This window comes from Paenibacillus sp. Soil750 (genome assembly GCF_001428045.1).
Classification (GTDB): domain Bacteria; phylum Bacillota; class Bacilli; order Paenibacillales; family NBRC-103111; genus Paenibacillus_E; species Paenibacillus_E allorhizoplanae.
This window is the reverse complement of record NZ_LMSD01000040.1, coordinates 260,250-272,708: the sequence shown is the minus strand read 5'-3', so window position 1 is coordinate 272,708 and position 12,459 is coordinate 260,250. Positions and strand designations below refer to the sequence as shown.

The 12,459-nt window shown below is 49.5% G+C and carries 8 protein-coding genes and 1 riboswitch; of the genes, 6 read left to right on the top strand and 2 right to left on the bottom strand.

Features of this window, described 5'->3' with window-relative positions; genetic code table 11:
* The first annotated feature begins 18 nt into the window (after positions 1 to 18).
* From ASL11_RS28615 to ASL11_RS28590, 6 genes are all read left to right on the top strand, one after another.
* Positions 19 to 1,830 (top strand): cache domain-containing sensor histidine kinase, encoded by a 1,812-nt coding sequence (locus ASL11_RS28615; protein WP_056622346.1) that lies wholly within the window; start codon positions 19 to 21, stop codon positions 1,828 to 1,830.
* Positions 1,827 to 3,440 carry a helix-turn-helix domain-containing protein gene (locus ASL11_RS28610; protein WP_056622344.1) on the top strand — a complete coding sequence of 538 codons (1,614 nt, stop codon included), beginning with the start codon at positions 1,827 to 1,829 and terminating at the stop codon, positions 3,438 to 3,440. The genes ASL11_RS28615 and ASL11_RS28610 overlap by 4 nt, the downstream gene beginning before the upstream one ends.
* A 211-nt stretch (positions 3,441 to 3,651) precedes the next feature.
* Positions 3,652 to 4,956 carry an ABC transporter substrate-binding protein gene (locus ASL11_RS28605; RefSeq protein ID WP_056622341.1) on the top strand — a complete coding sequence of 435 codons (1,305 nt, stop codon included), beginning with the start codon at positions 3,652 to 3,654 and terminating at the stop codon, positions 4,954 to 4,956.
* A gap of 83 nt (positions 4,957 to 5,039) precedes the next feature.
* Positions 5,040 to 5,972 (top strand): carbohydrate ABC transporter permease, encoded by a 933-nt coding sequence (locus ASL11_RS28600; protein ID WP_235550607.1) that lies wholly within the window; start codon positions 5,040 to 5,042, stop codon positions 5,970 to 5,972.
* A 25-nt stretch (positions 5,973 to 5,997) separates the two neighbouring features.
* A complete protein-coding gene (locus tag ASL11_RS28595) occupies positions 5,998 to 6,864 on the top strand; it encodes a carbohydrate ABC transporter permease (RefSeq protein ID WP_235550606.1) in 867 nt (288 codons plus the stop codon).
* Between the two features lie 42 nt (positions 6,865 to 6,906).
* Positions 6,907 to 8,376: a sulfatase gene (locus ASL11_RS28590; RefSeq protein WP_056622340.1), complete on the top strand. Its 1,470-nt coding sequence runs from the start codon at positions 6,907 to 6,909 to the stop codon at positions 8,374 to 8,376.
* A 326-nt stretch (positions 8,377 to 8,702) separates the two neighbouring features.
* Here ASL11_RS28590 and ASL11_RS28585 read toward each other — a convergent pair whose 3' ends face one another.
* Both ASL11_RS28585 and ASL11_RS28580 read right to left on the bottom strand, forming a co-directional pair.
* Positions 8,703 to 10,037, bottom strand: a complete 1,335-nt coding sequence (locus ASL11_RS28585) for a 5'-deoxyadenosine deaminase (RefSeq protein ID WP_056622338.1) — start codon at positions 10,035 to 10,037, stop codon at positions 8,703 to 8,705.
* A gap of 74 nt (positions 10,038 to 10,111) precedes the next feature.
* Positions 10,112 to 10,211, bottom strand: a riboswitch (purine riboswitch).
* A 126-nt stretch (positions 10,212 to 10,337) separates the two neighbouring features.
* On the bottom strand, positions 10,338 to 12,455 hold the full coding sequence (locus tag ASL11_RS28580; RefSeq protein WP_056622336.1) for a multicopper oxidase family protein: 2,118 nt from the start codon (positions 12,453 to 12,455) through the stop codon (positions 10,338 to 10,340).
* Positions 12,456 to 12,459 lie beyond the last annotated feature (4 nt).

Below are 12,459 nucleotides of genomic sequence, written 5' to 3'. Positions count from 1 at the left end.
CGCTAAGGAGGTCAGACCGTGCTTCGTAAATGGTTTATCCATAATAGCAGTATTCAAAATAAATACCTCATCTCGACACTGTGTCTGATCCTCATCCCTCTTGGCGTATTTGGCATCATTACCTTGCAAATTTCGAAGGGCTCAATCGAATCCCAAGTAAGTCAGTCGAATTTGAAGACGCTTGGGCAGATTTCAGAAAAGACAGACATGCTCCTAGACGATGTCATAGCGGTTTCGAACACCTTTTATCTCAACGATGAAATTAATTACGCCTTTACGGCAGAAGTGCAGGAAAACAGTTACGAAGAGGTGCGGCTTCGCTCCACCTTTGAAAGGCTGATCACCAATTCCATTTACTCATTCGGCAGGCTGCAATTCGATGTCACCTTATTGGGGTTGAACGGGTTAGAACAAACGACAAATCCGCTAAACAAAAATATTCGAGTTCGTGATATCGTCGGGGAACCGTGGTTCCAACGTGCGGCGGAGGCGAAGGGGCGTATGCTATGGATCACAGAGCCGATTCCAGGTCTTATCCGAGGTGATGACGGTCGAAGCACCTTTCATGCGGTGAGAATCAGCAATCGCTTTGAAAGCGGCGCGCCCACGGGTATGGTAATCATTAGCGTTAATGCCAACACCATTCGCAGTTTGTACGAAGGTGCCTTGGACGACCAGAGGGAAATTGTCATCGTAAGTGACGATGGCAGCATTATTTCCGCTCAAGCGAATGGCGCGATCACTACGAATATAGCGAATCGTGACTACTACAAGAAAATTCAGCATTATGATTCTGGCTATTTTATCGATAAGGAAGCGAATGCGGAGCAGTTGATTTCTTTTCAGACGATAGGCAAAACAGGATGGAAGCTGGTGTCCTACACACCAACCAAAGTTGTACTCCGCAGCTTGAATCAGATTCAGCTGATTGTCTCTATCGTATTTATTATCGTTGTTCTGCTTTCGATTGGCGCTTCCTATGTCATGGCCAGACGACTAGCGATTCCGATAAAGCGGCTTTACCGCGATTTTACAAGGGTCGAGACGGGAGATCTCTCCGTCCGTACTCCCGTTCATCAGGATGATGAAATTGGTATGCTGACGCGTAAATTCAATGAGATGGTAGCTAGACTGCATGAGTTGATGGTTGGTATTACCCGTGAACAACAGCAAAAAAGAGATGCCGAGCTTAAAGCGCTGCAGTCTCAAATTAATCCGCATTTTCTGTATAATACGCTTACCTCAATTCGTTTCATGCTGCATAAACATGACAGCGACAAAGTGGATTCCGTCATCGTGGCCTTGGTTAAGCTGTTAAAGCAATCGATTTCGAAGCATGATGAATTGATTCCGATTGAGGAGGAAGTTAGCATGCTGCGCAATTACATGTACATCCAGCAGATCCGTCAGGGGGACAGGCTAGAGGTTCACTACGAGATCGATGAAGAGATTATGCCGTTCAAAATGATCAAGTTAATCTTGCAGCCATTGGTGGAAAATGCTATTTTCCACGGTTTGGAGGCGAAGCTGGGCAAGGGGACGCTCTGGATTGGCGGGTATATGCAGGAGGGCGACATCTGGTTTGAGATCAGGGACGACGGTGTCGGTATGAAATCAGAAAGTGCGATTAACGGATGGTTGGAGCCGCGTTCAGATGAAGAGGCAGGGCAGACGTCCCATGGAGGCGGTCTTCGCAATGTCCATGAGCGCATTCAACTCTACTACGGTGTCAAATATGGCGTACATGTGGAATCAGAGCAAGGTGTAGGAACGCGGATACGCGTGTGCCTTCCGGCTTTGTACAAATGGGAGGAGACGACTTCAGCATGAATATTCTCATCGTGGATGATGAACCCATCTTTCGGGAGTGGTTTCAAATGACCGTCGCCAAGCTAGGAGGATCCTATCACATAGCAGGTGAGTCAGCGAATGGTCTTGAGGCCCTGCAGTTTTGCCGAGATCATGCGGTTGATTTAGTCGTAACAGATGTCAAAATGCCGGGCATGAACGGAATCGAGTTGATTCAAAATTTGAAGCAGGAGCTTCCTCGCATTCGATCTGTGATTTTCAGTTCTTACAATGAGTTTCAATTCGCTGCGGAAGCACTGAAATTCGGCGCCAGTGAATACATTCTCAAGGCGGAGATTACGCTGCAGGGTCTAAGTGAGGTTCTTGGCAAAATAGAGACAGACATGGAGCTTGATCACAGCAAGCTTGTAGAGATCAACTCGCTGCGCAATTTATTGAATCAGAATCAACTGGCGCTTCGCACCGTGTACCTACGCGAGCTTTTGCTGGGCGGTCAACAGGAGATAACTGATTTTCATAAGAAAATGGAGCTCTTCGATATCGTCTTAACGGAGAAAAATATGACCATACTGGCCCTTGGCGTGCTGCCGAGCTCCGAGCCGAAGATCAAAGAGGAAGATTTGCGCCAACTAGCCGTCACGAATATCGTCAATGAAACCTTATTGAATGAAGCGGGCAATGGGTGCTCGTTCCAGTATGAAGATCATGTGTATATGCTGATGGTCAATATTAGAAGTTCCAGTATGAAATCACAGCGAGAGTCCTTGCTGCTTGTTGCTAGCCGAGTCATGGAGAACTTACGCAAATATATAGGCGTACAGTGTGCCATAGGGATCAGTACAACGTATAGCCAGCTTACTTTCATGCCCGAGCAGGCGCGTGAGGCGCTAGAAGCGCTACAATTGCCTTTGTTCTATGAGGATCGTAGTATCGTCTATGCGCAGTCTACTGGTGGGGCAGCATCGACCGAACTTATCCCTGTGCCAGATACCTTTCATCGCTTTCTGGAGTCTGGGCAACTGGGACAGGCATCGGCAGCTTGTCGCGAATTCTTGGATACGATGGCAAAGCATCACACCTTATCAGCAAAGCAAGCAAGGGCTGTTGTCCTGGAATTAACCTACGCCATGGTCAACAAGGCAAGAAGTTATCAGGTGCCAGCCAGCAAGCTGGACCTCCTTTACAGCGAAGCGCATATGGAGGTTGTGCAGCTAACGACCTTTCTACAGCTGAGAGACTGGACTCTGCGGATGGTCGATATGATCGTGAATTGGATCGAATCCTATCGGCGTAAATATGGAGAAGCCGTGCAAGGCGCTTGCGACTTTATTCAAAGCCGCTTTACGGAAGAGTTGACATTGCAACAGGTAGCTGAACAAGTCCATCTGAGCCGCAACTATTTCAGCGAGTTGTTCAAGAAAGAAACAGGTACGAATTTCAACGAATACTTGATGCAGGTTAGACTAGAGCATGCCATGCAGCTCCTGAGAACGAGACCGCTGAAGGTATCCGAAGTTGCCGAACGCGTTGGTTATGCCAATGCGAGTTACTTTATTAAGCTGTTCCGAAAATATACAGGCTCATCCCCTCATGACTATATGGAATCCTATCAAGGTTCCAAACATCGTTGAACACCGCTAATGGAGCGGTGTTTTTTTCTTGGAATCGGAATATTTTTGCATACCAAAGGAAAAATGTGCTATAAGACGGATACTCGTGAGATGGGATGCTCGGGCAAGCATGCATTTGGTCAGAAAGTGCGGAATACAGTTTCACTGCGGGCTGGCCCTATTTTTTATAATGAACATGTTGGCAGATAAAGCTTAAGGGAGGCTCTTATATATGAGAAAACAATGGGTGGCCGGTGGATTGGGTGCGGTGCTGTTAACCAGTATTGTGCTGAGTGGCTGTAGCAGTAACACAGAGCAATTGAACGAGAAGAGTGATGGCGCTGCGAAAGGGAGCAAAACACTAACGTTTTGGAGAGCTGGTACGGACCCTGCAGAGAATGCGTATTGGAAGCGGGTCATGGGTGAATTTGAAGGCTCGCATCCGGGCGTTAAGGTGTCCTATAGCGAGGTGCCTTTCGGTACGGATATGGAGACGAAGCTGAATGCTGCTTACGCCAGTGGAACGTCGCCAGACGTGCTGTCTTATACACTAGCCTCCTTAGCTCAGCGGGCGAATTTGGGGCAATATGAGTCGTTAGATGCGTATGCCAGTAAATGGGCTGATAAGAGCGATATGATGGAAAGCGTTGTGGACACAGGTACCTACAAAGGGAAGCTGTACGGTATTGGCTTTATTCCGGATCCACGGGTTCTATTATGGCGGAAAGATTTGTTCAAAGCTGCGGGTCTAGATCCCGAGAAACCACCTGCGAACTGGGACGAGCTAAAGCAATATGCGGAGAAGTTGACGAAGAAAGATGGCGCAACGACAACAATGGCAGGTTTCGCGATTCCGACGGCAACTGGCTGGACCTTATGGCAGTCCTTCGTCCTTCAGAATAACGGAAAAATCATCGATCAGGATAAAAATACACCGCTTTTCGACTCACCTGAGTCGATTGAAGCGACGCAGTACCTCGTCGATATGGTGAAACAAGGGATCACGATTCCAAACGATTCCACGAAATCGAATGAGAATTTGTTCCCGAACGGGAAAGCGGCGATCGCTTACGATAGTCCTGCGGCATTTACAAGCCTGCAAAAGGATCATCCGGAGCTGAAGGGGCAAATTGGGGTAGCAGGTCCGATCACACGTAAAACGAAAGCGACTTTCGCGGGTATGCGGTTGCTATTTATGAGCTCACAGAGCAAAAACAAGGATCTAGCATTCGAGTTTATGCAAACGGTGATGGCCAAAGAAGAGACGTGGAAGCGATACAAAGAGTTAGGCACGCCTGTCGTGAGAAAATCCTTGAAAGACGATTATATTAAAGAAAATCCAGAAATGAACGGTGCCATCTTCGACGCCGTGACCTATGGGCAGGGCGCAGCTAAAGTGACCTACTCCAGCAAAATGTATGAGTTTATTAGCATGAATCTAGAAGAGGCTTATTATGGCAAAAAGACAGCGGCACAAGCTATGAAGGATGCTGCAGAGCAGTTAACGAAAGAACTGCCGAACCTAATCGCTAAGTAAGACAGGAGTCGTCTGTGAGAAGGCTTAAGCCGGTTTCTTACAGGCGACTCCACTTTTAACCAGATGAAATGAGGTGGTACGTGATGAAGCCGACAACAACGGCCGATGCTCAAGGGGTCATGAGCCGAAGAAGATCGATGCGTCGATTGGGTATTGATTACGCCGGTTATGCGATGATAGCTCCTGGGTATTTAATTTATTTTGCTTTTATATTTATACCGCTAGTGGTGAGTTTGTACTACAGCTTCACAAACTATAACTTCTATAGCAGCCCGTCGTTCATCGGCTTGCAAAACTATACACGCTTACTGCATGATGCGCAGTTTGCTAAGGCTCTGACGAATACGTGTATCTACGCACTGTGGACGATTATTCCACAGATTTCGCTCGGGCTTGTGCTAGCTGTACTGCTAAATGGCGGCATCTTCGGCAAAGTATTTGCCCGCGCCAGCATCTATGTGCCGAATGTGACATCCATGGTGGCCGTCTCGATGATTTGGCTCTGGATTTATGACCCATCCTTGGGGATTGCGAATCGTCTCTTCAAGTCAATAGGGCTGGATCCAGTCCAATGGTTGTATGAGCCTAAGACGGCGATGCTGTCCATCGTGATCATGAGCATTTGGAAATCAATCGGGTATTCGATGATCATTTATTTAGCGGGGCTGCAATCGATTCCTTCCAGTTTATATGAAGCCGCTCATATGGACGGCGCTTCTAAGTTTAAACAGTTCTGGATGGTTACCGTTCCGATGCTGAAGCCAACCACCTTCTTCATCCTCATAATGACGTGCATTAATTCCTTCATGGTATTCGAGCAAGTCAACATTCTGACGAATGGCGGGCCGATGGGCTCAACGACAACGGTTGTTCACCAAATTTATTTGCGCGGTTTTCAGGACTTTCAAATGGGCTACGCATCAGCGATGGCCATGGTGCTCTTCGTCATTACGCTCGTGATTACACTTGCGAATTTCAAGTATGGCAATCAAGGCAACGATCTGGATGTCGATTAATCAAGTTGGAAAGGAGGAATTCAGGTTGAAAGGTAAATTAGGAAGTAAAATTGGTTTATCAGCCCTTATGTTTATTATTGCTGTCATCATGTTATGTCCGTTCCTGCTCATGGTGGTAACTTCGTTCAAAACGATGGGAGAAATCCAATCACCTACTTTTTCGTTCATTCCCCATAAATGGATGTGGCATAATTATGTCGTAGCCATGTCCAAGGGTGATTGGCTTCGTTATTTCTATAACTCGTTTGTTGTCACCTTGATTACGGTTGCGGCAAGTCTTATTTTGAATTCCATGGCGGGCTACGCCTTTGCGCGACTGCGTTTTCCTGGGCGGGATGTGCTCTTTTTCTCCGTCTTAATTGGGATCATGGTACCTTCACAAGTGACGATGATTCCAACGTTTCTGATGATGAAGACGTTTCCTTTGGCCGGAGGCAACGATCTGTTCGGAGCGGGCGGCATTGGATTTATTAATAGCTATACGGGTTTGATTTTCCCGTTTGTAGCAGGTTCGTTCGGTATCTTTTTATGCCGCCAGTTCTTCTTAACGTTCCCGCGCGCCTTGGATGAAGCGGCGCAAATTGACGGAGCATCCACATGGCGTGTGTTCTATCAAATCTATTTACCATTGAGCAAGCCAGTGCTAGCCACATTAGCCATTTTCAAAACAACGTCCACCTGGAACGATTATATGTGGCCGCTTATTATGACCAACTCGGAGCAGATGAGAACGGTGCAGCTGGGTTTAACGATGTTTCGGGGGGAAACGAGCGTAGAGTGGAATCTATTGATGGCCGCTACAACGCTTGTCGTTCTTCCACTCATGCTGCTCTTCTTATTTGCGCAGAGATATTTCGTTCAGGGAATCGTTACGACGGGTCTTAAAGCTTGATTGGAGTGAAACGACAGATTACGTAGTGGGGAGGAAAATACGATGAAAACCATTGTGGTACTGATGGACACGCTCAATCGCCATATGCTCTCAACCTACGGCGGAACGTGGGTGCAAACGCCCAATATCGAACGGCTTGCTGAGAAGTCGGTTGTTTTCGAACAACATTGGGCAGGCTCATTGCCGTGTATGCCAGCCAGAAGAGATATGATGACAGGCCGAACTGCCTTTCTGGAGAAGGGGTGGGGCGGGATTGAGCCGTTTGATGTTACGCTGCCGAGCACTTTGCGGGAAGCAGGTGTGTTTAGTCATATCGTGACGGATCACTACCACTATTTCGCCACAGGCGGGGAAAATTACTGCCAGTCGTTTACGACGTGGGACTTTCATCGCGGGCAGGAGGACGATCCTTGGCACTCCACCGTAAGTAAGCCTGACATACCGGATGCTTACTACGGAAGGGTCAGAGATCAGTATGAACGCAATCGGAAGAAATTTGTTCAGGAAGAGGATTATCCTGGGCCGCGTACGCTGAAAGCAGCGTGTGATTGGTTGGAGAGTAACCAAGATGAAGATCAGTACTTCCTCATGGTGGAGGCGTTTGATCCTCACGAGCCGTTTGATTGTCCGCAGCATTATCTCGATCTTTATCAGGATGATTATGAAGGGCTGCTTTATAATTGGCCGAACTACGGGGCTGTCGATGTGCCAGAGGAGGCTGTAGCCCATGTGCGCAAGCGATACGCCGCGAACCTCACCATGATTGACCATTGGTTAGGGAAACTGCTGGATACGATGGATCGCTTGAACGTGTGGGACGACACCCTGCTCGTATTCACTACGGATCACGGTTTTCTTCTAGGTGAGCATGAGCTGATGGGCAAAAACCAAATGCACGTATTCAATGAGCTCGCGCACATTCCATTGATGATCCATACGCCTGGCAGCAGCAATGCTGGCAAGCGCATTGAGGTGCTTTCGCAAAATATCGATCTCATGCCAACCATCCTTGATTACATGGGCGTACCCATCCCGGAGCCGGTAAAGGGACACTCCCTTCGCGGACTGCTGGAAGGCCGTGAGGACAAAGTACGCGAGGCGGCGATCTATGGCTATCATGGCATGGCGGTGAATGTAACAGATGGCTCCTATACGTATATGAGGGCTCCGCTGTCAGCAGATAACCATCCATGCTTTACGTATACGGCGATGCCGACAACGTTTCGTTCGTATCTAGGCAAAGGGAACGTGGAGTCGATTGAAATGGGCCGCTATTTACCTTATACACGTTATCCCCTATACAAAATACCTGTGAGTATGAAAGATAAGCCCTACAGTGGGAATAAGCTGGTTATGAAGACGGAGCTGTACGATATTACGAAGGATTATGAGCAGCAGCAAGCTATAGAAGACACAGAGCGTGAGGCATATATGATTCGGTTGCTGGTAGAGGGCATGCGTCATGCAGATGCGCCACAGGAGCAGTATGAGCGGCTAGGGCTTGTACCGTAGGTAAGTATGCAGCTAGCACAACCAAAGGCCATCCAGGGAACGAGAATGCGCTATTGGCTGCAAAATAGGCGAATTCGACGTCGAAGGGAACCACAGTGCGCTATTTAGCTGAAAAATGCCAGAAATGCCGGAAATCGGGCAAATAGCGCACTCAGATTCCCCTCGGACACAACTTCGGTTGATTTCGGAGGAATAAGGCATCTACGTTCCCTTGTAACACTGGTTTCGGCCGATGGTGGGAGCTGCATCCCTAAAGAAGAGGCTGTACCTGTGTAGATTAATTGCACAGGTACAGCCTCTTTTAGTTTGTACGGCGCATAAGGTTACTAGCGCAGATTCGCTCTCTTCAACAACCGCTGAATCGAGCGGTTCGCTTCGGGCAGGACGATGTCCTTATCTACCGTCCGCAGGATGCGGTTTTCCATGACGATCCGACCATTGATGATCGTCGTTTCGACATCAGCACGCGTCGCCGAGTAGACGATGCGAGAGATCGGATCCACGTCGTATGACGGATACGTGTGGAAGTTGTTGAGATCGAGGATCGCGAGGTCGGCTTTCTTGCCGACTTCTAAAGAGCCGATCTCACCCTCCATACCCACGGCGCGCGCGCCGCCGATGGTCGCCATGCGGAACACCGTCTGCGCATTCATCGCCGTCGGTCCGTGCACGGGCTTTTGGATGAGCGCAGCGAGCCGCATCTCGTTGAACATATCGAGGTTGTTGTTGCACGGCGCACCATCTGCCCCTAAGCTAACCGAGATGTCCAGCTTGAGCATCTCGGGGGTTTCGGCGATCCCTGAAGCCAGCTTCAGGTTGGAGCCAGGGCAGTGGCTGACATGCACGCCTCGCTCGTGGATGATGCGTTTCTCTTGCTCATCGAGCCAGATGCAGTGCGCCAAGATCAATCGCTCATTCGCTAAGCCGAGATGATCGAGGTAAACAACGTTGCGCATGCCCGTTTCCGCTTGCACGATCTCGATTTCTCCGAGATTTTCAGAAGCATGCGTGTGGACTTTCACGTTGTACTGTTCGGACAAATTGCGAACCTCGCGCAGCAGCTCTTCCGTACACGAGATAACAAAACGCGGTGAGAACGCGTATTGGATACGACCGTCGTCGTGCCCGTTCCATTTTTCCAGCAAATCAACGCTTTGTTGAAGCGATTCTGTCGTATTTTCCTGCAAGGCGAACGGAACTTCGTCCCCTTTGTCCATCATCACCTTGCCTGACAGCGCACGAATCCCGCTCTCAGCAATCGCCTGAAAAGCAAAATCGGTGTGATGAACTGTCTCCATGTCCACAATTGTTGTGGTGCCGCTTTGAATCAGTTCACCAATACCGAGCATCGCTGAATAGTAAATCGACTCCTCATCATGGGAGGCTTCAAGCGGCCAAATTCGCTTTTTCAACCAATCCATAAGCTCCAGATCGTCACCTTTACCTCGGAACAATGTCTGGCACAGGTGAATGTGCGTCTGAATGAAGCCTGGAATGATCGTGCGATTCTTGGCGTTGATGACTTTATCTGCATGTGTAGGGTTCAAATCGGGCCCGATCGCGGTAATGCGGTCATTTTCGATCAGAATATCCCCCGTTATGATGTCGCCGCTCCGATTCATGGTCACGATCTGAGCATCTTTAATTAAAATCGTTGTCATCGATCAAAACCTCCTACTCCCCTAATATATGAAAATGTAGGCACAAAAAAACTAGCCATGAAAAATATGCCTGTTGCTCAGTGCACATTTTTCGTAGCTAGAAATTTACGGTTTCTAAGTAGAGACCCTTAATCCAATCATTAAGGTTATACGAAAGAGGTGATATGCAATTTGTCGTGCCTTCCTCTTTTAGAGTAAACTGCCAAGGTATGTTTTGTCAACTGTGTGTAAGTTAATGTGACATGCCCTCCCTCTTTTTTGAAAAAACGGCTTCCAATCTTGTCGAAATGGTGAATACCGTTACTCTGGATGGTTCGACGTTGCACTTCCAACCGAATATGGCGTTGTGATCCCCTCATACATCAAATGCATCGTCATTCCCACCGTCGCATGCTGCAGATTGTGGCAATGGTCCATCCAGAGCCCTGGATTATCCGCGACAAATGCAACCTCGTACGTTTCGCCTGCAGCAACGTTCAACGTATCCACCCACCAGGGACTTCCGGATGAAGGCTGCCCGTTGCGACTCAGCACCAACATGTGGTGTCCATGCAAATGCATGGGATGACTAGCGCTGCTATGATTAACGATCGTCGTTTTCACAATGTCGCCCTCCTTCACCACCAACATTGGTGTATCAGGAAAAAGTTTGCCGTTGATCGTAAACGAATAGGCGAATCTTCCGTTGAATAAGCCCAATCGTTTATCTAAAATAAGCTGGAATTCACGATCATAATGTCCTGTGAACGCGGCAACAGCTTTGGCAGCGTGGCTGCCATACGTTAGCGGATCCCAGATATCTCCTCGCTGACTCATCGCTTCGCTGAAATCCCCATCTCTACCGTCTGGACTCATTACCAAGGCAGCGTGGCTCCCTCCTCTTTTCTCGGACTGTGGACCTAGAAGCACATTTCCCTCTGGCATCGTAAACGTCACATCATAACGCCCGCCTGCAGCGAGGAGAAGATCTTTCCCTACTAGATCTGTGGGCCCAAGCAGACTCGTTCCATCAATGGCGGCCACTTGAAAAGCAGTTCCTACTAACTTAAACATCATCGGTGAATTATCCGTATTAATAAGACGTAAGCGAACCGGTGTACCCGACGTAATCTGGCGGATTTGCCGCTTATCCGAAGCTCCGAAGGAGATCGTATTCGATGTGCCATCTACGGTCGTATAGGTGTGTGCAATAATCGGGATATCTAGTTCATTTGGCTTAATTTCGGTCGAAGTCTCAGCGGGCTCAACAAGTAACGATCCGAACAGTCCTTTACCGGCTCCTACATACGATTGCTGATGCGAATGGTACCAATAGGTACCTGCATCACTTGCTATGAATCGGTACACATAAGTTTGGCCTGGCATGACGGCATTTTGTGTCACACCAGCAACGCCATCTTCTGCGTTGGGGACGTCAAGACCGTGCCAATGCAGGGTTACGCCATCATCAATATCAGCGTTTACCAACGTGACTTCTACCAATTGACCTTGCTTCACGCGCAGCTCTGGGCCTGGCAGCTGGCCGTTAAACGTCCACGCTTCCACCTGTTTGCCAGAGCTGAGCGCCACCGTTTTCTTGCTGGCCGTGAGCGTAAACCGTTGATCCGGTGTCCCCTCGCGGGGACCCGTCAGCGTCGCTACGCTCGTCCCGCCTACGGCGTGGTGGGCGGCGTGGTCAGTAGTGGCCGGCGCTGCGCCGCCGCCGTAGTCCACGACCCCCGCCGCCATGTTCATTTCGGCGGGCAAACGGCTCATCTGGCTAGCTGCGCTCAGCCAGATGACTAACCCAGCAGCCGCCGCTAGGACACCGGCGGCTGCGCGCACTACCCGCACCCCGAGCCGTGGCTTCGTCCACGCGGGGCTGCGCATGGCTAGGTGTCGGCGGTGCAGCCGATACCCCTGCACGGAAGTGCCGGCTGCGGCTAGCAGCGCTGGCACGATAATCATCTTCACCGGCAGTGGAACCGCGGTGAAGAAGGTGTAAAAGAACACGGTCATCGCGCCCAGCATGACCGCTTGCACCGGCAGCGCCACCGCGATATGCGCGGCGCTCACCCGCATTTCCGCAGGTAGGGCTTCGCCCTGCGGCCCACCATCTGTCCGTGCTAATCGCCACAGCCTCGGTACGGACCACATCAGCGTCGCTAGCGCCGGAGCGACGAACAACCCCAGTTCCAGCCCCAGTTTTACCTGCATGGCTGGCCAACCTGACGGCCATGAGCTGAGTATGATCGTGGCTTTAACCAGTGCAAGTCCCTCACCTAGCAGAATGAGGGTGAGTAGCCCCAAAGACCTGCGGCGCAACTGCCTATGCCCCGAGCTATAGGACAAACGGCTGCTCCAATAGGCTGCGATGGACCACAAAAAAAGAAGGCCGAAGGAACTAAATCCTGCGGCACCAAATAGATCTTCTGTCATGTAT

Coding starts and splice junctions, on each gene's coding strand:
- ASL11_RS28600 (WP_235550607.1), top strand. CDS start 5,040: ATGAAGCCGACAACAACGGCCGATGCTCAAGGGGTCATGAGCCGAAGA.
- ASL11_RS28590 (WP_056622340.1), top strand. CDS start 6,907: ATGAAAACCATTGTGGTACTGATGGACACGCTCAATCGCCATATGCTC.
- ASL11_RS28610 (WP_056622344.1), top strand. CDS start 1,827: ATGAATATTCTCATCGTGGATGATGAACCCATCTTTCGGGAGTGGTTT.
- ASL11_RS28580 (WP_056622336.1), bottom strand. CDS start 12,455: ATGACAGAAGATCTATTTGGTGCCGCAGGATTTAGTTCCTTCGGCCTT.
- ASL11_RS28605 (WP_056622341.1), top strand. CDS start 3,652: ATGAGAAAACAATGGGTGGCCGGTGGATTGGGTGCGGTGCTGTTAACC.
- ASL11_RS28585 (WP_056622338.1), bottom strand. CDS start 10,037: ATGACAACGATTTTAATTAAAGATGCTCAGATCGTGACCATGAATCGG.